The following is a 20,895-nucleotide window of genomic DNA, read 5'->3' as shown; positions in this document are numbered from 1 at the left end:
CGTCCGGTGAGGGTTCTCTTCCTCTGGGGAGCCTCTACGTGGAAGCACCCTCTGCCAACTGTCTCCCGCAAGTGGGAAAAGGGCGCGCAGCGGTGCTCGTGGCATTCACCACGAATACCTGCCCTGCTAACGGCCAATAGCCGCATGGCGCGCCGCCCTGTATTGATGCAGCCGGCATGAGGACGGTCGCCCGCGCGCCGGGCGGCCCAAATAACATCAGGGAGAGATTATGCGCACCTTCGCGATCGCGGCCTCCGTCGCGGCATTGGCCTTAGGCCTTGTCGGCCCCGCCAGCGCCGACCCGATCATCATCAAATTCAGCCACGTCGTCGCCACCGACACGCCGAAGGGCAAAGGGGCGGAGAAATTCAAGGAGCTCGCCGAGAAGTACACCGGCGGCAAGGTCAAGGTCGAAGTCTATCCGAACTCGACGCTCTACAAGGACAAGGAAGAGCTCGAGGCGCTCCAGCTCGGCAGCGTGCAGATGCTGGCGCCGTCCAACTCGAAATTCGGCCCACTCGGCATCCGTGAATTCGAGGTATTCGATCTGCCTTACATCCTTCCCGATCTGAAGACGCTGCGGAAGGTGACGGAGGGCCCGCTCGGCGCGAAGTTGCTCAAGCTCCTGGACGCCAAGGGCATCACCGGACTTGCCTATTGGGATAATGGCTTCAAGCAGATGAGCGCCAACAAGAAGCTGGTCTCGCCTGCCGACTATCAGGGCGTGAAATTCCGCATCCAGTCCTCGCGCGTGCTCCAGGCCCAGTTCAAGGCGCTCGGCTCGCTGCCGCAGGTGATGGCGTTCTCGGAAGTCTACCAGGCACTCCAGACCGGCGTCGTCGACGGCCAGGAGAACACCTGGTCGAACATCTATACCCAGAAGATGCACGAGGTCCAGAAGTACATCACTGAGACCAATCACGGTTACATCGGTTACGTCGTGATCGTGAACAAGAAGTTCTGGGACGATTTGCCGGCCGACATCCGCGACCAGCTTTCCAAGGCAATGAAGGAAGCGACCGCCTTCAGCAACGCGCAGTCGCAGAAGGAGAACGACGACGCGCTCGCCGAGATCAAGAAGAGCGGCAAGAGCGAGATCATCAAGCTCACGCCCGAGCAGGACGAGGCGATGCGCAAGGCGATGGAGCCGGTCTACAAGGACGCCGCAGGCCGCGTCGGCCAGGCGCTGATCGACGAGTTCCAGAAGGAAGCCAAGAGCACGACGAACTGATCTCGATGCACGATGAACGGGGCTTCCGTGCCAGCTGCACGGAAGCCTTTTTGTTGCAAACGATTTCCGATCGTGGCTGGCGGTAAATCAGCCGTTACGTAGTCCTAAGAACACCGCTTCCTGTCCAAGTTGTAAGTTGCGCGTCGGCGGCGCCGCCCTCATCCTCAGGGCATCCTTCCAGAGGAGGTCCGTATGAGGAAATTCACCATCGCTGCCATCGCCGTGCTCAGCGTCGCCGGCTCGGGCGCGGTCTATGCTCAATATCATCGCCCGTGGATGGAGCGCTTCCATCACATGCGCATGAACCCCGAGGACCGCGCCGCCTTCATCGACGCACGGATCGCCGCCGTCCACGCCGGCCTGAAGCTCAATGCCGATCAGGAGAAGCTGTGGCCGCCGGTCGAGGCCGCGGTGCGCGATTTCGCCAAGCTGCGCATCGACCGCGCCAATGCGCGGATGAATGCCGGCCCCGGCGATACCGACAGGCCGGAGGATCCGATCGCCCGCCTGCGCCAGCGCGCCGAGGACATGGGCGCCAGCTCCGCGGCCCTGAAGAAGATCGCCGATGCCGCCGATCCGCTCTACAAGACGCTGGACGAGGGCCAGAAGCGCCGCCTCGCGGTGCTGACCCGCCACCGCGGCCCATTCGGCGGCGGCGAAGACGGCCTGCCCCGTCACTTCATGGAACACCGCATGGACCGCATGATGGAGCGTGGCATGGGGCACTTCCACCGTGACCGTTTCGACCGCGACGGCGGTCCGGACGGGGACCGCGAGGGGCGGCTCTGAGCAGGGCCGGATTGTCCCGCGATTAACCCTGGCGAAGCCGCTGGAATCCAGCGGCTTTTCGCTATTTTGGACTTGTGGACGAAGCCTTGGAAAACTTGCGGCCGATCGCTTGCCATACCCGGATCGCTTTGCTAAACGACCGGCCTCGCAAGGCCTTACCGCCTTTCGGGCGCATAGCTCAGTTGGTAGAGCAGCTGACTCTTAATCAGCGGGTCCCAGGTTCGAGCCCTGGTGCGCCCACCATATAAAACAAGCACTTAGCAGCAGACGTGACGCGGTAAGGTGGCTTCATTTTACAGGTCATTTTACAGTTTTGTTCTCGCTTCGAGCTTCAGCACCGCAGCTTCGGCGAGCTGAATATCGCGACCCAAGTAATGCGCGTCGAGAATGGCTTCGACGTCCTTCAACGAGTGGCCCGTGACTGCAGCGATCTGCGGCACGCTGGCGCCAGCAATCGCCAACCGAACCACGGCCGTGCCGCGCAGGTCATGAAAGGTGAGACCACTAATGCCGGCGCGCTCGCAGGCCTTTGACCACGAGGTGCGAAATCCGTCGGACGTCCAGGGCCGGCCCAGCGTGTTCGTCAGGATGAGCGGCCCCCGACGGTCGGTAGCATCAAGCAGGGCTCGCAGCGGGGTGCCGGCCGGCATGGCGACGCGCCGGCCCCCTTTCGATTGACGCAGCCGAATGTAGGGGCTCTCGTACGCTGACCAGGGCAGGCGCAACAGGTCGCCCTGCCGTTGACCTCAGATTGTGGGTCACTAATAGGTAGTCGCAACGGACCTGATATTGCACTGATAAACATCAACTGGAATTTAAAGTTTGGGGCTTCAGCATCAGTGCCACGGGCATCTTCGCCATTATGGCCACGGTGCTCATCATCGCGCTTATCGTGGTTCTTCCGCGGGCTCTGCAGGTCGTCATGGCCAAACCGAAATGGGGTAAGCACACCCACTGCTACCTATGCAGCAAGCTGCTCAAGGAGCCGGTGACGCCTGACCACGTTCCGCCCAAGCTCTTCTTTCCGGCCGAGCTGCGGAAGAAGTACGGGATGACCGATCTGCTCACCATCCCCGTGCACCATGCCTGCAACCAGATGTGGCGGATGGATGAGGAGTACTTCGTTCACACGCTGTTGCCGCTGGCCAGAGGCTCAGAAGCGGGTGATGCAGCCCATGCCCAGACCTTCAAGAAATACCAGGGGGGACGCAACGTCCCGCTGGTCAACATGGTCATGGACGAATTCAAGCATGTCGTGAAAGGTATCCATCTGCCAGCGAACCGCGTCGCGAAGATGATCGACGCCGATCGCTTCCATGACGCGCTCTACAAGATCATCCGTGGGCTTCACTACCATCACAGCGGTGAGATACTGCCGTCGATCTGGAGCATTACGTACACAGTGACGCCGCCCTACGAAGATCCGCCGGAGGAGTTCAAGACGTTCGCCCAGGGCAGGGCGTCGATGGGCAAATACCCGGGTATCTTCGCCTCCGCATTCCATAAATTTACAGAGGTGAACAACCTGCACTTTTGGGCGTTCTTGTTGTGGGACGGCGTTATTTTAACAGCCGCCTTCCACGACCCCGCTTTTGAGTGCGACCATTGCCAGTTCGTAGGACCGCGACTTCCCGAGAGCATGCCGGGCACGATCCGGGTCTGAGTCCCATCTGATAAAGACCTAATAATTTCGCGCTGTCTCCACCAACCGGAGACAACTCCCGTGAACTCAATTCCTGAACTCGAAATCTCTTCTTCCCAGCTCAAGATCGCCGCCAGGGGCCGTCTTGCCATCTCGGTCGCCTTCCTGACCGTCCTCGTCTTCGCCGTACCGACCTACTTAATTCATTGCTCGCGTTTCGTTCTTATGGCTCAGTCTGAGGATGCGGCCATGGGACTTGACGGAATCCGTCACGAAATCAGCTATATGCGGCGCCAAATCACCCGCCAGCAGAAGGAAATCCTGACCCTCCAGCGGGCCGGGATATCGACCGCGTCGGCCGAAGCCCTCCTGTCCCGGATGCAGGCCAAGGTCGATGGCCTTTGCGAGCAACGCGACCGGCTCGTCGGCGAGGAAAAACTGAAGCGGCCGTCTTATCCCTCGGGCAAGCAGCTCAAGGGTACCCGGGCTGATCGACGGTTGTGATGGACAACCTTCGGCGGTTTCCGGCCCCGTGGACCATGCTCGCAGCTGCTCGCGGAGAATCGCATGGCCCGCCTTGCGCTTACAGAAGCGCTAACGGGTCTGGCAAACCGATCCGCATTCGACACCGCTCTGGCAGAGCGTTTGGTATCAGGCGCCGCGATCGTTGCGATGATTGATCTTGACCGATTCAAACCGGTCAACGACACATACGGTCACGACGTCGGCGACGAGTTACTAAAATCAGTAGCTACTCGTATCGACGCCGAACTTCATGGTGGACATCTTGTGGCAAGACTTGGCGGCGACGAGTTCGGCGTATTGTTCGACGCGGAACTCAACATCGCCGACGCGACACGCGCAGCGGAGCGTATCGTGCGCACACTCGAAACACCGTTCGCAATCGCGGCCGATAGCATCGGGATAGGCGCGAGCATCGGATTAGCCGCGGCAGTTAACGGTGACGATGCACGCACGCTCAAGCGTCGCGCGGATGACCGTCTCTACAGCGTTAAACGCAGCGGGCGTGGACACGTTTTGTCGGATACCCCAGCTGCTGTAGCCGCATAGTTTGGTTTTCTTTTCTGGTACTAGGGACAACTCGTTCGATGTCCGGCTTGGGCGACAACCGGCGGTCGGCAAGCGCCGCGGCGTGTCCGCTCTAACTCAGACAGCTGACGTGCTGGCAACGGACCGCTGTTCGGCTCAGGGGCCATTAGGCGACATGGCAACCGCGACGGCGGAGGTCCGCGAAGGGGCCCTAAGCGGTCATTCGGACTTAGGGCCGGTGGCAATTCCGTTGTCGCGCGGCAGTGTAATGATGAACTCGGCAAAGACACCAGGCTCAGTCTCGACGTCGATCCGGCCTCCGTGTTGCTTGACGATGATGTCATGGGTCATTGAGAGTCCGAGCCCCGTTCCTTCCCCTGTCGGCTTTGTAGTGAAGAAAGGATTGAACATCTTTTCGCGTACTTCAGACAGGATGCCTGTGCCGTTGTCGCGAATACGGATTTCGACTGTCTTGCCGAGGTTCCTCGTGGAAGCGCTGAGGACTGGTTCAAAGCTCTCGTCGCCCGTTTCGAGCTTGCGCCTAGTCGCGGCATAGAAGCCGTTGGAAATCAGGTTGAGCAGCGCCCGTGTGATCTCCTGCGGATACAGCTCGACCGCACCAGCGCGCGGGTCCAGGTTCCGCCGCAACGTGATGGTGAAGCCCGACTTCTCTGGTCGCGCGCCGTGATAGGCGAGGTTAAGGCTGTCCTCGACGATGGCATTGATGTCGACTCGCCGATGCTCGCCGGAGCCTTCGCGCGAATGCAACAGCATGTTTTTGACGATGGAATCGGCACGCTTGCCATGCTGGACGACCTTTTGCAAATTGTCCTTCAGAAGGCCGGTGAGCTCATCGACTTCGCCGCGAATTCCTTCGGCGAGCGTGGTCGAGGCGAGGATGTCGTTCAACTCGTCCGTCAACTCGGCCGACAGCGCGGCAAAATTGTTGACGAAGTTGAGCGGGTTCTTGATCTCGTGCGCGATGCCGGCGGTAAGCTGACCGAGCGAAGCGAGCTTTTCGGTCTGGATCAGGCGATCTTGCGCCGCGCGGAGTTCATCGAGCGAAGCGGCAAGTTCCTTGGTGCGGGACTGCACTTCGTCGAATAGGCGCACATTCTCGATCGCGATGACGGCCTGGTCGGCGAAGCTGGTCACGAGCTCGACCTGCTTTTCGCTGAACGGCCGGACGGCGCGACGTGCGAGGACAATGGCGCCGATCGGGCTGCCTTCGCGCAGCAAGGGCACACCAAGGAAGCTGCGCGGATTGCCGCTGAGCTCCTGGCCTTCAAAGGAGTAGTCCGGGTCTTCGAGCACATCGGTGACATGGACCACCTTGTCGCCGAGCAAAGTCCGGCCCGTGATCGTGCGCTTGTCCGGCCGGACCGGGAGATCTTTCACATATTCGGCGAATTTGGTGGGGAAGCCGTAGGAGCCCGCCCGGAAGTAAATATTGCCAGTCTTGCGGGTGATCGCCGCCATATCGGCTTCGCATAGTCGTGCCGCCGATTCGACCAGCGTATCGAGCACGGCCTGCAGGTCGAACGCGGAGCGGCTGATTACCTTGAGCACGTCGGCGGTCGCCGTCTGCTGTTGCAGCGCCTCGGTCAAATCCTCGGTGCGATGGCGCAATTCGCCGAGCAGCCGCGCGTTCTCGATGGCGATCACGGCCTGCGCCGCAAACTGCTTCAGCAAGGTGATCTGCTTCTCGGAGAACGGCCGGTTCTCCTGCCTGAAGATCATGACGTTGCCGACCACGCGCTCGTCCTTGAGCAACGGCACCGCAAGCAGGCAGCGCGCACCGCCGAGATCGACCAGCGCGCGACGGTTCGGCTCTCCGCTGCGATAGGCCTCGGACTCAGCAAGGTCGGTGATTTCGACGAATGGCTCTCCCTTCAACAGCCGTGCAGGCGCGGGGGCCGGACCATAATCGAGCGGCTGTTTGCGCCGGAACGCATCGTAAGCGGGGGGCAGGCCGTAAGTGGCCGCCGTGTGGAATTGCGCTCCATCGTAGGTGTTGAGCACGCCGAAATTGGCGCCGCAGAGCTGCATTGCCTTGCTCAGCATCGCGTCGAATACCGGCGCGAGATCGCCGGCCGATCGGCTGATGACGCTCAGCACCTCAGATGTCGCGGTCTGCTGCTCCAGCGATTCGGTCAGCTCATGCGTCCGCGCCTGAACTTCCTCGAACAGCCGAACGTTGCCGATCGCAATCACCGCCTGGTCGGCGAAGGTCTGGAGCAGTGCGATCTGCTTGTCGCTGAACGGGTGCACCTCCTTGCGGCGGAGCACAATGGCGCCGATGCTCTCCTTTTCCCGCAGTAGCGGCACGCTCAAAATGCTGCGGTGGCCCATCCGGATCGACAGCTCGCGCCCGTCGGAGAAATCCGCGTGCTTCTCGTCGCGAAGATCCTCGATATGCACGGTCTTCTGGTCGATGAAGGCGCGGCCCGCGGTCCAGCGGCGGTTGATCGGCCATTTCTCCAGCCCGATCGGGATCGGGCCATGATGGGCGCTGAAGCGGAGATCGTCGCCATCTCTCAGCACCACGGCCGCATCATAGGCATCGCACAGTTCGCAGGCGCATTCGACAATGGCTTTGAGAGCCGGGGCGACCTCGGTCGGCGACGATGCGATCACCTTCAGGATGTTGGAGCTGCCGGTCTGGTAGGTCAGGGCCTCCGTGAGATCGCGCGTCTTGGCCTGCACCTCGTGGAGCAGCCGCGTGTTCTCGATGGCGATCACCGCTTGTGCCGCAAAATTTTCCAGCAACTCGACCTGCTTGTCGCTGAACTCTTGCACGTCCTTGCGGTAGACGGCAAAGGCGCCGACAAGCTCGCTCTCCTTGAGCATCGGCACAATCAGAACGGTGCGGGCTGCGGCGACCTTGTAGATCAGATCGTCGGGATGCTCGGTGGCAATATCGGCAATGTGAACCAGCGCCTTGGTCTCGACGAGGCGCCCCAGCGAAGGCGCCCCATCAAACGGCGCGATGAAGTGTGGCGGCGTTTCCTGGTCGGGCGCATACGATTGCGGCACGTTTTGAGCGGCCATTCGCGCCACCCGCCGCAACCTGTCGCCTTTGTATAGGAGCAGCGTCCCAAAACTGGCGCGGCAGATGCCCACGGCCTTTTCCAGCATGGCCTCGAACACCGGCCCAAGCTCGCCAGGCGAACTGGATATGACTTGCAGCACCTCCACCGTCGCGGTCTGCCGCTCGTTTGCATGTTTCAGCTCGTGGGTGAGAGTGCGAACTTGCTTTCGCAGGTCGGCAATGGATGGGGCCTTAGTCGATGCTTTGCGAACCTTGGGCCTATTCGCGCGCCGACCCTTGATCGGACGTTCGCTTCCACTGCGTCGCCACATTTCGCTCGCCCCGAGGGGGTCAGAACAGGACAGGGCCCAACCCTATACAAATCCCGGGTTTCGCACCATGGGCCGAAGTCAGCTCCGGGTCACAGCCGGCCTTGGGACCATTTAGCGGAGTGGACGAAGGTCTCTTCAGGTTGAAAGGCAATCATGATGCCCGGCGGCCCCGCGACGGAAGGGGTTCCTTTTTGCTCGCCGCTGGTGTTTCCTCTGCACCGCGGAGAACGGGCATGCAGGGATCGCTGGGGGAAAAGATCGGTGAAGGCGCCTTCTCCGAAGCCTACGCCTGGGCGCCCGGTCAGGTCGTGAAGCTGTTCAAGGCCGGCGTCTCTCATCTGCTCGGCCGGCACGAGCTGCGCATGATCCGCGCCGTGCGCGCCGCCGGCCTCCCGGTGCCGGAGGTGTTCGGCGAGGTGACACTGGACGGGCGCTTCGGCATCGTGCTGGAGCGCCTCGACGGACCGACCCTGTGGCATCTCTCGCGAACCGGCGCGGTGACGTTCGAACAGGCGGGCGCGATCATCGCGGCTCTTGCCATGTCCGTTCACAAGACGCCACCGTCGGCGGAGCTCCTCTCCATGCGCTACTATATGGAAAACGAGTTGCGACGCGACGATGGGAAGATTCCGAAGCACATCGCTACCAATGTCCTCGCGCTGGTCGATCGCCTGCCGCCCGGCGACGGGCTTTGCCATTGTGACCTCAGCCCCGGCAACGTGATCATGACGGCGGAAGGCCCAAAACTCGTCGACTGGTCCTTCGCGATGCGCGGGCCGGCCGCCCTCGACCTCGGGTTCTTGCATGTCATCCTGTCCGAACTCGCGCCGGAAATCGCCGACAATCCGGAGCGTCCGCGCGCGACCAATGCGGCGGCGCAATGCGAATATGCGCGGCTGGCGGGCATGTCTCTCGCGGAGCTGACGGCGGCAATGGAGCCGTATCTGCCCATCGTCCGCACCTTCGTCGTCCTTGGCAAACGTGGTGCCTTCCTTGCGGGAGCGGCTGATCCAGCGCATCGAAGCGGGGCTGCGCTCGGGAGACTGAACCGTCTTGGTCGCGCGCGCGAGCCGACGTGGCCTGTCGAAGCGAGGCGTCAGGTGTCTCCTTTGGGTCAGCCGGATTGGTTTGTCGCTCTGCCGGCCACTTCCGGTTTACCCAAAAATCCGGACGTGCCGCTACATCGCGTCAAGTGAAGCGATGGGCCAATTCCGGACTCATGCATCGCAACAAAATTGCGGCGTGTTCGATCAGTTCGTCGGGTACAAGCCGCGCGGCCTATTCCGGCAACCCCGCTTTGCGAAGACCCTCAATCAACAGCTTCGCGTTTGATTGTCCGCCGCGAGCGATAAAAGCGGATATTGTGAAAGCGGGGTCAACCTCAAGCAGACGCGTCGCGGCCTCATGCGCATCAGCGTCGCGTCCGAGATGAGCGAAAGCGGACGCGAGACATCGGCAAGCTGGCGAAAGGAACGGGTTCTGTCGAATGCCCTTCCTCCCTGCGACGATGGCCTCTTCAAAGCGACGAAGTTCAATCAACGCCATCCCCATCCCACCAAACATCAGGTGTAGAAGCGGGTCTACCGGGCTCAGGCGCATGGCATGTTCAAAGCTCCGGATCGCTTCCTCTGGTAGCCCGGAAGTTTTGTAGACCCAGCCTCTGGCGTACCATGCGTGAAATGAATTGGGGTTGAGCGCGACAGCCCGGTCTGCCATTTCGACGGCACCTTCACCATCGCCGACCATGTACGCCGAAATCAGGGAAGCCCACGCGAATTTGTCTGGATCACCGTCGTCAATGCTCAACGCCAAGCGAAGTAGCCGCACGGCTTCCTCGCGGTCGAATTGAGGATCGATAGCGTATCCCCAAAGGATGTTGTTCATGTGCCAGACACCTGCCAGAGCAGCGACTACGCCGAACTGCGGGTCCAGCTCCAAAGCGCGATGAGCCAGCCTTATCGCCTCGGCCGACCCTTCGCGGCTCGTTAGGTAGGCCAGCGGCATAGCACGGAGATAAAAATCATAGGCAGTGAGGTTCTCCGGTCGCCGCCGGGTGGCTATTGCAATTTCTGTTTGAAGCAATCTTGGCTGAATGGCTGAGACAACGGCGGCCGTTACTTCGTCCTGCAGGGCGAAAACGTCAGTCAAATCACGCTCGAACCTGTCCGCCCAAATATGCGTGCCCGTCACGGCATCAATCAACTGCCCCGTGATGCGAACTTTCCCCGATGCCTTGCGCACAGACCCCTCAAGGGCATAGCGCACGCCAAGCCTCCGTCCGACCTCCTTGATAACGACGGCTTTGCCTTTGAACGCAAAGCTCGAATTGCGAGCAATTACGAACAACGATTTGAAACGCGAGAGGGCGGTGATGATCTCCTCAACCATTCCGTCCGCGAAGTATTCCTGTTCGGGGTCGCCGCTCATGTTCTCGAACGGCAGCACGACGATGGAGGGCTTGTCTGGGAGTGGAGGGGCAGCACTTAGGCTCTCGGTCAGCGCGCTATATGTTCCCGCGAGCACAGCGTAAGCGCGGATCGGCTTGGAGATGTTTTTGAGCTTCTGCTCACCGCGATGCTCGAAGCGAATATCCAGCTTGCCTTCAACTTCGCTGTAGACCTTTTCGGAAATCAGGACGCCGCCTGGGTCGGCGGCCCCCTCCAGCCGGACAGCAATGTTGATCCCGTCGCCGTAGAGTTCACCGTCCTGCCCAACGATAACGTCACCAAGATTGAGCCCCATGCGTAACCTTAGGGGACTACTGCCTGAGGCGAGATGATCCTGTATCTCGACCGCGCACCTCATGGCGGCTAAGGGACTCGCGAACTCGACGAGCGCGCCATCACCCGTTGTCTTGATAAGTCGTCCTTCGTGGCGGGAGAGGCTAGGCTCGATCAGTTCTCGCTTGAGCCGCTCGAACTCGGCGTATGTTGCTTCCTCAGCGCGTTGCATCAATGCTGAGTAACCGACGACATCGGCGGCCAAGATCGCCGCTAGTCGCCTTTGAACTCGCTGCTCGGTCACAGCGCCCTCCGAACGACCAGACTAACCATGCCGCCGCGACAAGGACGAGCCTAGCACTTTGTTGCGAACCTGTGAGCGGAAATTGCAGGGAAGCCCAAATTGCAGCATGCGTCAACCGGGAGGTCCGAGAATGGGATGGACCGGCCGTGCTCCCGCCCAACCAGCGAGCATGCTTGTGGGGCAGTCAGGAGAAGGAGCCACGCCATGCCGCGCAAGTTTGACACCGCAGTCGTTACCATTGGTATCGATCCGGGCAAGAACATACTGCACCTAGTTGGCCTCGATGCCCGAGGAGAAATCGTGCTGCGCGAGAAGGTAGCGCGCGCCAAAATTGTGTCGCGGCTGGCGAATATGCCGCCATGCTTGGTCGGGATAGAGGCAGGCATGGGAACGCACTATGTGACCCGCGATCTGCTCGCCCTCGACCACGACGTGAGGCAAGTGCCGCCGGTCTACGCCAAGCCTTTCCGGCAAACCCACAAGAATGATTTTCGAGATGCGCATGCGGTCGCTGAAGCCGTGCAACGCCCCACGACGCGGTGCGTACCGCCGAAAACCGATGAGCAGCTCGATCTGCAGGCGTTGCATCGCGTGCGCTATCGCCTGGTAGGACAACGAACCGCGATCATCAATCAGATCCGCTGCTTTCTCCTAGAGCACGGCATCACGGTGAGGCAACGGGTCCACTGGTTGCGCCACGCATTGCCGGACATCCTTGCCGAACGCACAGATGTCCTGTCACCGCGGATGGTTCGCATCCTAGAGGATCTGGCTCAAGACTGGCGCCGCCTCGACGATCGCATCGAGGCTGTGACTGACGAAATTGATGTGCTCTCCAAGAACACGGAACCCTGTCGGCACTTGATGACAATACCGGGCATAGGCCCGATCATCTCGAGCGCCATCGTCGCTGCGATCGCTGATGGAGCTGCCTACACACGCGGCCGAGATTTTGCTGCTTGGCTGGGTTTAGTCCCCAAGCAGATCTCCACAGGTGATCGAACGATTCTCGGACGCATCACCAAACGCGGCAATCGCTACCTTCGCATGCTGTTCCTGCAGGCCGCCCGCGTCGTTCTGCTTCGGCCAAGGAATTGGATGCAGCACAGCTTTGGACCTTGGCTTGCCCCCGCGGCTCAACGGTTGCACCATAACGTGCTGGCTACAGCTCTAGCTAACAAGCTGGCCCGCATCGCATGGAGCGTGCTTGTAGAACATCGTGTGTACGACACGCGTCTCGGCGCGGCAGCGGTATGATATGAGCGCTATAAGCTTGCTCTGGTTCACCAAAGGGATGACCGCCACTCTTCTCCGCCACCGTCGCTCGCCGATTAAGGCGAGCGAGCGACGGTGGCTCCGAAGGGATGACTTCAGTTAATCGTTGAGCCGCTTGGTAGTACCCGCCGAGGTCTGCGAGTTAAATTTGAGGAAGATGGAGGAACGGTCTCGCCGTCGGTTCGTGATCTGGTGACCCAACTGGCCTTTGAGGGCCTATCCGAGAATGAGATCGGACGCGCGCGGATATCCATGATGGCCAGGAGCAATCTGCTCCACGCGAGGGCCGGATACAGAAGCGCAAGACCAGTCACCGCCACTCTGCAGATTTAGCTTGCAACGCACGGCCGGTCCATACATCACCAGCAGAAGTGCCCTGTTCCATCAGAGCATGTCAGCTTCATGGTCAGAAGCCGACGTAGCTTGGTTCAGGCCAGGCGACCGGTGCGGGATCTCCCTTTACGCCGCGTTCGACAATTTGGAGCGCGCCGTCCTGAAGCGGCCGCTGCAGCTTAAGCACCTCGTCCACAGGCGCGGTCATCCAGGTCTCGACCTCATCAGGCGGCGTCAGGATAACTGCCATCGTCCTCGGGTGAATAGTACTGACCTCGGCGTTGGGCTCCGTCGCGGGAATACGCGCGTTTCACGAGGTCTTTAGCTCAAGCCAATCCGATTCAGCCGCAGCGCGCAGCTTGGCGAGTCCGAGCCTTCGCCGGGGATCTCCTGGCATGGCTTGCTGTCCTGGGGCCTAGCGGTCGCCGTCCGGACCGACTCGGATATCCTCGGCAACATCGGAATTCCATGAGAGATCTGATGCTGATCGCCGGCTGCTTCAAGTTCGCGCTGATGCGCGGGACCCGGTTTCGGCACCGGAGCGCCAAGCTGAACAGCTTTCAGCTAGAGACGAAGCCGTCCTCGGGATGGCGCCGAGGATGGACTCGGATTCCGAGAGAGGCCGCCGCCTTTGGCTATCCTCGCGAGCGCTAGTTCTGAATAGCGGGTCGTGAGACCTTTGGCTATCCGCGACAGGCGCCGTGGTTCAACGGCGGGCGACGGTCTCTCAAGGGTCAATGGGGTACGCCTAGTATCGGTCCCTACCTTCCGGCTAATCTCCGAAACTGAGCTCGGTCGAGCGCCGAACTACACGATCCGCAAGCTTGAGAGGGTCGGGCCCGTCCGCAATCCGCATCGCGCAGAATCTCAAGCCTGGGGCAGCGGTCGCGGCAGCCTCATCCGGTCTGGCTGGCCGCCGACGACGGCGACAACGCCGCCGCCATGGCTTCGGCCAGGAACGGAGCTACAAGCCAGGAACGGAGCCTTCGTCGTCCGGTTGATTTCTGAAGACAACACCCAGGAGGTCAACATGGCCATGGAAGATCGCGAGACCCTCAGTCTCATCGGAAGCGACAAGGTCGAAGGCACGAACGTGTACGGGGCCGACGGCGATAAGGTCGGCTACATCGAGCGCGTCATGATCGACAAGGTCAGCGGCAAGGTATCGTATGCGGTGCTCAGCTTCGGCGGCCTGCTTGGCATCGGCGACGATCACTATCCGCTGCCCTGGCAGGCGCTGAAATACGATACCAACCTCGGCGGCTACGTCACCGGCATCACGCAGGAACAGCTTCGCGGCGCCCCCAAATACGCCGACGAGAGCAGCTGGAATTGGGACGCGGGAACGACACGCGCGGTCAACGACTACTACGGCGTGCCGGTCGCCTAGCGCCAAGTCGTTGCGCCGTCGGCGCTCTGCTGACTAAGATCGGCCCCGATGGTCGGGGCCGATGGCGTCCAGCTTGTCAGGGGCGTGATGCGCAGCGGAGTCTCGAGACCGAGCGCCGCGGTTACAGCGCTGAGGGCAGGCGTTCAGCACGCTTTCAGATACGCCCGTTCAGCGCTGCCCCAAGCCGTTCCTTCCCACTATCGAGCCGGGAAAAAGAGGCAATCATCCTGCTGTGCTCTGGAACCTTGCCATTATTCGCGGGTTCACGCAGGCCGCATCAGGCGGCCAGGAGATTCTCATGAAGAAGCTGATTCTGACGTGCGCGGCCGCCGCACTGATCTCGACGGGCGCGATGGCGCAGTCCACCGTCGTCACCACGACCACGGGCACCGGTCATGCCGCCGCGGTGCAAATCGAGCCGGAATACCGCACCCAGATCCGCACATACGTGACCGAACACAAGGTCCGTCCGGTGCAGACCCGTGAGAAGATCGTGGTCGGTCAGCCGGTGCCGCGCGAAGTCGAACTCGAGGCCGTGCCGGCCGATTGGGGCCCGTCGCTCACCAAGTACCGCTATGTCTACTCCGGCGAACGCGTGATGCTGGTCGACCCGTCGACGCGCACCGTGGTCCAAGAGGTGGACTAGCTCTCCTGAGGCGGGAGGCTGATTCAGCGGCCCGCCTCATACCTGTCTAGCCTAGAATCTGTCTTCTCATCGCGAATGGCGGTCCATGCCGATCATCCGGTACTTCGTCGTCGTCGGCGGCTTGCTGCTGGCGCTGCTCTTCGCTGCGGGCCGGTACCTGCCGGCTCCCATCGAGCATGCGGGCGCGACCGACCCCGACAGGACGACCATCCGGATCAGCTCGGCGAGGAGCCTTCCGGAGAAGATCGTATTCGACACGCGTCCGCGCATCGACGAGCCGAAGATCGCGCAGGCCGAGCCGATCCCTGAACCGCAGGAGCAAGTGCGCGAAGCCATGGTCGCCATTCCCGCAGCACCTCCCGCGCAGATCAGACGAGAACCGCCCGCCCGCACCGCCACCGTTCCGCATCCGAAGCGGTCGGCGAAGCTGTCCAAAAGGGTGCCGCCCGACCGACATCTCGCCTTCGAGCGGCACGACCCATTCTCCGGCGGATGGTGGTGAACGGGATATCTTCAGACGATGCCAAGGAAAAGGCCGCGCCATGCTCGAGCGCGGCCTTGCGGTCGGATTGGTCGGCCTCACCAGTGGTGATGATGCCAGCGGTGCCGCACGACCGGATAGGCTCCGCGGTAGTCGGCGTAGGCAGGCCGCACAACACGTCGGTACCGATAGCCGTAGGAGACGGGCGCCGTGTAGTAGGTGGTGGTGTAGCCGCCGCCCCAACGATACGGCTCGTCGTACCCGTAGTCGACGGCGTAGGGCCCGCCGTAATAGCCTGCTCCATAGTAGGCCGGGCCGCCGTAGTAGCCATAGCCGGGTCCCGCAGCGTATGCGGAGGAGGCAAGCCCGCCGATCACGGCACCCGCAACCAGGCCGCCGGCTATGCCCGGGCCCCAACCGCCCCAGCCACCTCGCCAGTGAGCCTCGGCAGGAGACGTCGTGGCCACCGAGGCCAGACCAAGAGCGCCCACCATCAGCGCCGACATTGCGATCTTCTTCATCGAGTATCCTTTCATATTGCTCGCGCCCTGCCGGACAACGGGAAAAAGCGGCAAATGTTTCTGCTGCACCCGGCGGCGAGCGGGCAATGGATGCTCGGCGCCGGGGCAGCGTCGCTCGAAACTTCGAGCCTGAAACAAGGCATCGGCGCAGGACCGGTTCGGCCCGATGCTGCGTCGCGACAATCTCCGGGAGTTTACCCCCCGCGTTGACGCGATGGAGCTCCGTTAACAATGTTGAATCGCCGTAGCTGTTTTTTGCGGTAAGCTACACCTCTTGCCTTTGGGGGGTTCCCATGTTCGATCCGGCCACGACGGCGCTTTTGCGCGCCGTACTCGACGAGGTCTGTGAAGACGTTTCGCGTTTCGAAACCGGCGCTCGCACCTACGTCGCTTCAAGGATTCTGGAAGCCGCCGCCAAGGGCGACATCGCGCCGGAAAGCCTGAAGCAGATCGGTCGCGAGGCGCTTCACGACGCGCCGACAATCTCGGGATAAACGGGAGCGGGGGCGTGAACTTCCAGGTCACCGTGCTCAAGATCCTGGTGAGTTATCCCGATGGATTCGCCGTCATGGCGGACCTCAAGCGCGACATGGCGATCCTGGCGACGAGCGGTCGCGACTGGGCCGAGCGGACCAAACGGCTCGCCGCACGCGTGCCGGATCTCAACATCTTCTCGCAGGCGCTGGTCGAGCGTCTGAACGGCGGATGGCGGATCACAGAGAAGGGCCGGACGGTACTCGACTTCATGGAGAACAGGTCTTCCGGGCCGCAGACGGAACGGGATGCTCCGGTCGAACAACTCTCAACCGCAGAGCCCGCGTCCAGACTTCTCGCCTCCACAAGAGCTGGCCGAAGTCAACGCCTGCAGCGCCGTCGGGCGGCGCGTGCGCGAGCGCGCGCGAAAGCGTCCTGACCTCCTCTCTTCGTCTACAGTCGGGAAAACCGGAAACTTTCCGGAGTGCCTTGAGTTGGCCGCGACTGGACCGGTCTCCGGAGAGTGAGCATGGTTGACGAAGCCGTCTTGAAGAACGCCACGGAGACCGCCTGGACGGTGTATCGGGCGCGGCATCCCGAAGTCGACGCTCATGACAGCCGACGCTGCCTGCTGCAGCGCCATCTGCACAGGAGATGGGAAGAGCGCGAGAGCAATACCGAAGAGCTCGCCAGCTTCGGGATCGCCTACCTGCAACGGCTTCCCCGAGACGAATGTTGAGGAGCATGAAAATGCTCGTCGCACGCGTAGCCCGCGGAAGCACAAGACCAAGCTGGACGTTGCTCGCGATCTCGTTCCTCATCTCCGCGGTCATCGTGATCGGCTTGCGGATCGTTCTGGGGGACTAGCTCGATGCGGATCGCCCAGCTTGCGCCGTTGGCCGAGAGTGTTCCTCCCAAGCTTTACGGCGGCACTGAGCGGGTGATCGCCTGGCTGGTGGACGAGCTGGTCGATCTCGGACACGACGTCACGCTGTTCGCCAGCGGGGACTCAAAGACGAAGGGAAAGCTCCACGCGGTGTGGCCGCGCGCGCTGCGCCTGGGGCGGAGGGGGGCTGATCCGAATGCCGCCTGCGCGCTGCAGATCGAGGCCATCGCCGAGCGCGCGAGCGAATTCGACGTGATCCACTCCCATATCGACTGGCTGCCCCTGCCGGTCCTGAGCCGGACCGGAGTGCCGTTTCTGACGACCACGCATGGCCGACTCGACCTTCCGGGTCTATCCGACGTGATCGGGGGTTTTCCGGAAGCTTCTTTCGTCTCCATCTCCGACAGCCAGCGCCGTCCGCTTCCGGACGCAAACTGGATCGCGACGATTCCGCACGGGCTGCCCAGGCATCTGCTTCAGCCCTCCTACGAACCCGGTTCGTACTTGGCCTTTCTCGGCCGGTTGACGGCGGAGAAGGGGCCGGAAGAGGCCATACGCATCGCACGCGCTGCGCGGATGCCGCTACGGATCGCCGCCAAGATCCCTCGCGCGGAGACGGCCTACTTCAAGAAGAAGCTCGAGCCCGAGATCGATGGTGAGAACATCCAGCTGGTCGGCGAGGTGGACGAAGTCCGCAAGCAGCCGTTCCTCGCCGGCGCCGCCGCTCTGCTGTTTCCGATCGATTGGCCTGAGCCTTTCGGGTTGGTCGTGATCGAGGCGATGGCGTGCGGGACGCCCGTGATCGCGTACCGCTCGGGATCGGTGCCGGAAGTTGTGGAGGACGGCGTCACCGGCTTCATTGTGGACGACGAGGAGCAGGCGATCGAAGCGATCAAGGAAGTCGTCCGGCTCGACAGAAGAGAGGTCCGAGCCCGGTTCGAAGAGCGTTTCGCCGCGAGCCGGATGGCGCGGGAGTATGAAGACCGGTATCGCGAGTTGATCGCTCGCGGAGGGCTCCACACGTGAGGGACTTTCCAGAACTCCGACCACACTAAGGACTCGCGAGGGGAGCGCTTCGACGACGGCCGGAACGTCTGCAGACGGTGCCCGTTGTCGCCGATCAGGAGAACGCCCATGAAGATCCTTTCCGCGACAGCAGCTTTAGTCCTTCAGGCGACGTCGGCTCTCGCGGACGAAGCACCTCCTTCGCAGCCGAAGATCCAGCAAGTCCGCGACTCGGTGACGGACACGGCAGACTGTTCGAAGCAGGTGTGGCCACATTTCTCTGATGCCTGCCTGCGCTCCCAAGGTAAGGGCGTTTCCGTCCGGCTCGTGACGACCGAACGTCGATAGGGGACGGGATCTAGTGGGATCGAATCCTACCGTCAGCCCCGTGTTCCGAAATCAGGAACAAGTGGCAATTCCAGGCGTTGGGGCCGGCACCTAACGGGTGCGGCTCACGTTGGAGGAGATATCGATGAAAAGCTTTCTTGCCGTTGCTCTGCTCGGCACTGCGGTGATCGGCGGCGCTGCGTTCGCCCAATCCGCTCAGCCCGATCGCGCCGCCCCGGCGGCAACCGCCCAACCGGCCGATGCAAAGATGGCGCTGAAGGGCAATTGGCGCGCCTCGAAGCTAATGGGGCTGAACGTCTACAACGAAGCCAACGAGAAGCTCGGTGACATCAACGAACTGCTCGTTGACAAGAGCGGCAAGATCAACGCGGTGGTGATCGGCATCGGTGGCTTTCTCGGCATGGGCGAACACGACATCGCCGTCTCGATGGACAAGCTGAAGTTCGTTGAAGAGCCTGTCCGGACGAGCTCGACCAGCACCTCGACCAGCTCGCGCGACACCACCACGACCGGCGCGGCTTCGACCAACACCACGAACCGCAACGACTGGGTCCCAGACCACGCCGTCATGAGCGGCAACAAGGAGCAGCTCAAGGCGCTCCCGCAGTTCAAGTATTCGGATTACAACTGACGGACAGAACGTTCTTCGAGATTGGGGGTCTCCATCCGGAGGCCCTTTTTCTTCACAGCACCGGTTTTCTTTCACAGCACCCGGTGAAACTGGCCGAAAAGAAAAGGCCCGCCCCGTTTGCGGGCGAGCCATTCATGCGAGCTTACGTTCGCTCAGTGCATGTGAACTAACCAATAGCCGACGCCGCCAACAACGAGCACGGCAGGTACGGCCCACAAAATCAATACAGGCATCTGCTCCTCCATTTGCTGTCCGAACGTTCTCGCCAGCCCGGCTGGGCTTGGCGATACCGTTTACTGTTCGGTGCAGACCTTGGTGGTCTTCACGGCGGACTCGGCTTCCGTCTTGGTCTTGTAGACGCCGTCGCCCACGACCGTCGTGGTGGTCGTCGTCGGTTTGGTGTCAACGACCGTACATTTCTTAGTGGTCGCGTCTCGAACGATGTAGAACTCGGCGGCGCTGGCGGCCTGCGTGCCGAGGGCGAAGGCGGCGAGCGCGCCGCACACGATCAGCTTCTTCATGTGTCCTCCTCAATGCCTCGTAAGTAGTCATTGCCAACGAGCCCGCGCTTCTGAAGTTCTGGTTGTGCCTGCCGGCAGCCCTGCGCCATTTCGGGACAGCAGCAATACGGAAGCGCCCGGCGAAAGTTACCAAGTTTTCCCGGGAAGGAACTGCGTGTCTCAGCCGACGTTGTTAGACGTCGCATTTAGGAGGTTTTGGATGAACAAGCGTTTATTCTTGGCTACGACCGCTGCAGTCGCGATCGCGACTTCGGCCTTCGCTCAATCCTCGTCGAGCTCAAATCCGTCGGCGACGCAGCGCCAGCAGGATTCCACCTCGACGGCGCCATCGTCCTCGACGTCGACCCCGTCTTCGAATTCGTCTTCGGGATCCGCGCAGACCAGTCCTGCGACGAATTCAGCCCAGACCCAGTCTGCGCCGTCGTCCAATTCCGGTACCGGGACCAACACCACGCAGGCGCCGGCCGCGAAGAATTCGGCGAACCAGGCCCAGACCAATCAGCCGTCCAACCAGACCACGGCGCCTTCCAACCAGGCGCAGACCAATCCGCCTTCGAACAACATGAACAACCAGACGCAGAGCGCCAACCCGCCGTCCTCAAGCAGCAATCAGGCGCAGTCGCCGATGGGTAGCGGTTCGATCAACACCGCCCAGCAGCCCACCAATCAGCAGAACACGGCAGATCGTTCGTCGAACACCAACGCGAACACGTCGGTGAACATCAACGACCAGCAGCGGACCCGCATCAGCGCGTCGATCTCGCACCTGAACGTGCAGCCGCTGACCAACGTGAACTTCTCTCTGTCGGTGGGCACGGTCGTTCCGCGCGACGTCCGCCTGCAGCCGCTGCCGGCCGAGGTCGTCGAGATCGTGCCGCAGTACCGCGGTTACCACTTCGTGCTGGTGAAGGACGAGATCGTGATCGTCGAGCCGTCGACCTACAAGATCGTCGCGACCCTGCCGTACTCCGGTCGCTCGACGGCGGCCGCGCCGGCGCGCACGGAGCAGCGCAAAGCGACGTTCAGCGATCGTGATCGCGAAGTCATCCGCAAGCACGCCAAGGCGCGTCCCGTCGAGCGCGAGCGGCAAACGACCGGCAGCACGGTCCGGACCGAGATCCGTCGAGGTGAGCGCGTGCCGGAAGGCGTGGAGATCGAAGCGTTTCCGGAAGAGGTCTATCGGGACGCGCCGACCCTGCGCGAGTACCGGTACATCAACCGCGACAGCCACACGTACATCGTCGAACCCCATGAGCGTCGAGTCATCGAAGAGATCGATTGATCT

At 61.8% G+C, this 20,895-nt stretch carries 21 protein-coding genes, 1 tRNA gene and 2 pseudogenes; 18 read left to right on the top strand and 6 right to left on the bottom strand.

Going from position 1 to position 20,895, the window contains the following annotated elements; translation table 11 throughout:
* The first annotated feature begins 229 nt into the window (after positions 1 to 229).
* The 3 genes from IVA91_RS16905 (at position 230) to IVA91_RS16895 (ending at position 2,263) form a co-directional block, all read left to right on the top strand.
* Positions 230 to 1,231, top strand: coding sequence for a TRAP transporter substrate-binding protein (locus IVA91_RS16905; RefSeq protein ID WP_247278589.1), 1,002 nt, complete (start codon positions 230 to 232; stop codon positions 1,229 to 1,231).
* Positions 1,232 to 1,423: 192 nt separating this feature from the next.
* Positions 1,424 to 2,020, top strand: coding sequence for a Spy/CpxP family protein refolding chaperone (locus IVA91_RS16900; protein ID WP_247278590.1), 597 nt, complete (start codon positions 1,424 to 1,426; stop codon positions 2,018 to 2,020).
* A 167-nt stretch (positions 2,021 to 2,187) separates the two neighbouring features.
* Positions 2,188 to 2,263, top strand: a tRNA-Lys gene (locus tag IVA91_RS16895).
* Positions 2,264 to 2,325: 62 nt separating this feature from the next.
* Here IVA91_RS16895 and IVA91_RS16890 read toward each other — a convergent pair.
* Positions 2,326 to 2,754: pseudogene (locus IVA91_RS16890) on the bottom strand (tyrosine-type recombinase/integrase); the annotation flags it as partial.
* Between the two features lie 128 nt (positions 2,755 to 2,882).
* Here IVA91_RS16890 and IVA91_RS16885 point away from each other — a divergent pair.
* The 3 genes from IVA91_RS16885 (at position 2,883) to IVA91_RS16875 (ending at position 4,733) form a co-directional block, all read left to right on the top strand.
* Positions 2,883 to 3,683 carry a hypothetical protein gene (locus tag IVA91_RS16885; RefSeq protein ID WP_247414894.1) on the top strand — a complete coding sequence of 267 codons (801 nt, stop codon included), beginning with the start codon at positions 2,883 to 2,885 and terminating at the stop codon, positions 3,681 to 3,683.
* Positions 3,684 to 3,743: 60 nt separating this feature from the next.
* Positions 3,744 to 4,166, top strand: a complete 423-nt coding sequence (locus IVA91_RS16880) for a hypothetical protein (protein ID WP_247414892.1) — start codon at positions 3,744 to 3,746, stop codon at positions 4,164 to 4,166.
* A 63-nt stretch (positions 4,167 to 4,229) separates the two neighbouring features.
* A complete protein-coding gene (locus tag IVA91_RS16875; RefSeq protein ID WP_247459031.1) occupies positions 4,230 to 4,733 on the top strand; it encodes a GGDEF domain-containing protein in 504 nt (167 codons plus the stop codon).
* A gap of 198 nt (positions 4,734 to 4,931) precedes the next feature.
* Here the strand turns inward: IVA91_RS16875 and IVA91_RS16870 are convergent, their stop codons facing one another.
* Positions 4,932 to 7,943, bottom strand: coding sequence for a GAF domain-containing protein (locus IVA91_RS16870; protein ID WP_346015505.1), 3,012 nt, complete (start codon positions 7,941 to 7,943; stop codon positions 4,932 to 4,934).
* A gap of 251 nt (positions 7,944 to 8,194) precedes the next feature.
* Between IVA91_RS16870 and IVA91_RS16865 the strand changes: the two genes are divergently transcribed.
* Positions 8,195 to 9,271 (top strand): aminoglycoside phosphotransferase family protein, encoded by a 1,077-nt coding sequence (locus IVA91_RS16865; RefSeq protein WP_247414888.1) that lies wholly within the window; start codon positions 8,195 to 8,197, stop codon positions 9,269 to 9,271.
* A gap of 82 nt (positions 9,272 to 9,353) precedes the next feature.
* Here IVA91_RS16865 and IVA91_RS16860 read toward each other — a convergent pair whose 3' ends face one another.
* On the bottom strand, positions 9,354 to 11,099 hold the full coding sequence (locus IVA91_RS16860) for an adenylate/guanylate cyclase domain-containing protein (RefSeq protein WP_247459029.1): 1,746 nt from the start codon (positions 11,097 to 11,099) through the stop codon (positions 9,354 to 9,356).
* 204 nt (positions 11,100 to 11,303) lie between these two features.
* On the opposite strand from IVA91_RS16860, the gene IVA91_RS16855 reads away from it, so the two are divergent.
* The gene (locus tag IVA91_RS16855) at positions 11,304 to 12,356 is read left to right on the top strand and encodes an IS110 family transposase (RefSeq protein ID WP_247414884.1); all 1,053 of its coding nucleotides are present in this window, start codon (positions 11,304 to 11,306) and stop codon (positions 12,354 to 12,356) included.
* A gap of 424 nt (positions 12,357 to 12,780) precedes the next feature.
* Here the strand turns inward: IVA91_RS16855 and IVA91_RS16850 are convergent.
* Positions 12,781 to 12,999 (bottom strand): annotated as a pseudogene (locus IVA91_RS16850) (hypothetical protein); the annotation flags it as partial.
* 738 nt (positions 13,000 to 13,737) lie between these two features.
* On the opposite strand from IVA91_RS16850, the gene IVA91_RS16845 reads away from it, so the two are divergent.
* The 3 genes from IVA91_RS16845 (at position 13,738) to IVA91_RS16835 (ending at position 15,245) form a co-directional block, all read left to right on the top strand.
* Positions 13,738 to 14,097, top strand: coding sequence for a PRC-barrel domain-containing protein (locus IVA91_RS16845; RefSeq protein WP_247414882.1), 360 nt, complete (start codon positions 13,738 to 13,740; stop codon positions 14,095 to 14,097).
* Between the two features lie 298 nt (positions 14,098 to 14,395).
* A complete protein-coding gene (locus tag IVA91_RS16840) occupies positions 14,396 to 14,743 on the top strand; it encodes a DUF1236 domain-containing protein (RefSeq protein ID WP_247414881.1) in 348 nt (115 codons plus the stop codon).
* A gap of 85 nt (positions 14,744 to 14,828) precedes the next feature.
* Positions 14,829 to 15,245 (top strand): hypothetical protein, encoded by a 417-nt coding sequence (locus IVA91_RS16835; protein ID WP_247459028.1) that lies wholly within the window; start codon positions 14,829 to 14,831, stop codon positions 15,243 to 15,245.
* A 77-nt stretch (positions 15,246 to 15,322) separates the two neighbouring features.
* Here IVA91_RS16835 and IVA91_RS16830 read toward each other — a convergent pair whose 3' ends face one another.
* Complete coding sequence (locus tag IVA91_RS16830) at positions 15,323 to 15,745, bottom strand: hypothetical protein (protein WP_247459027.1); 423 nt, start codon at positions 15,743 to 15,745, stop codon at positions 15,323 to 15,325.
* Positions 15,746 to 16,038: 293 nt separating this feature from the next.
* On the opposite strand from IVA91_RS16830, the gene IVA91_RS16825 reads away from it, so the two are divergent.
* The 6 genes from IVA91_RS16825 to IVA91_RS16800 all read left to right on the top strand — a co-directional run bounded on the left by IVA91_RS16825 (position 16,039) and on the right by IVA91_RS16800 (position 19,089).
* The gene (locus tag IVA91_RS16825) at positions 16,039 to 16,239 is read left to right on the top strand and encodes a hypothetical protein (protein WP_247414877.1); all 201 of its coding nucleotides are present in this window, start codon (positions 16,039 to 16,041) and stop codon (positions 16,237 to 16,239) included.
* A gap of 14 nt (positions 16,240 to 16,253) precedes the next feature.
* A complete protein-coding gene (locus tag IVA91_RS16820; protein WP_247414876.1) occupies positions 16,254 to 16,658 on the top strand; it encodes a hypothetical protein in 405 nt (134 codons plus the stop codon).
* 90 nt (positions 16,659 to 16,748) lie between these two features.
* Positions 16,749 to 16,958, top strand: coding sequence for a hypothetical protein (locus IVA91_RS16815; RefSeq protein ID WP_247414874.1), 210 nt, complete (start codon positions 16,749 to 16,751; stop codon positions 16,956 to 16,958).
* 132 nt (positions 16,959 to 17,090) lie between these two features.
* A complete protein-coding gene (locus IVA91_RS16810) occupies positions 17,091 to 18,131 on the top strand; it encodes a glycosyltransferase family 4 protein (RefSeq protein WP_247414872.1) in 1,041 nt (346 codons plus the stop codon).
* A 108-nt stretch (positions 18,132 to 18,239) separates the two neighbouring features.
* A complete protein-coding gene (locus tag IVA91_RS16805; protein ID WP_247414870.1) occupies positions 18,240 to 18,458 on the top strand; it encodes a hypothetical protein in 219 nt (72 codons plus the stop codon).
* A gap of 124 nt (positions 18,459 to 18,582) precedes the next feature.
* Entirely contained in the window at positions 18,583 to 19,089 is a 507-nt protein-coding gene (locus IVA91_RS16800) for a PRC-barrel domain-containing protein (RefSeq protein WP_247414868.1), read from the top strand.
* Positions 19,090 to 19,382: 293 nt separating this feature from the next.
* Here the strand turns inward: IVA91_RS16800 and IVA91_RS16795 are convergent, their stop codons facing one another.
* Complete coding sequence (locus IVA91_RS16795) at positions 19,383 to 19,610, bottom strand: hypothetical protein (protein WP_038383553.1); 228 nt, start codon at positions 19,608 to 19,610, stop codon at positions 19,383 to 19,385.
* Between the two features lie 199 nt (positions 19,611 to 19,809).
* On the opposite strand from IVA91_RS16795, the gene IVA91_RS16790 reads away from it, so the two are divergent.
* The gene (locus IVA91_RS16790; protein ID WP_247414901.1) at positions 19,810 to 20,892 is read left to right on the top strand and encodes a DUF1236 domain-containing protein; all 1,083 of its coding nucleotides are present in this window, start codon (positions 19,810 to 19,812) and stop codon (positions 20,890 to 20,892) included.
* Positions 20,893 to 20,895 lie beyond the last annotated feature (3 nt).

It is taken from the genome of Bradyrhizobium sp. 153, from assembly GCF_023073835.1.
In the GTDB taxonomy this organism is placed as follows: Bacteria; Pseudomonadota; Alphaproteobacteria; order Rhizobiales; family Xanthobacteraceae; genus Bradyrhizobium.
Note: the sequence above shows the minus strand (reverse complement) of the source record. Positions and strands in the feature narration are given on the sequence as shown.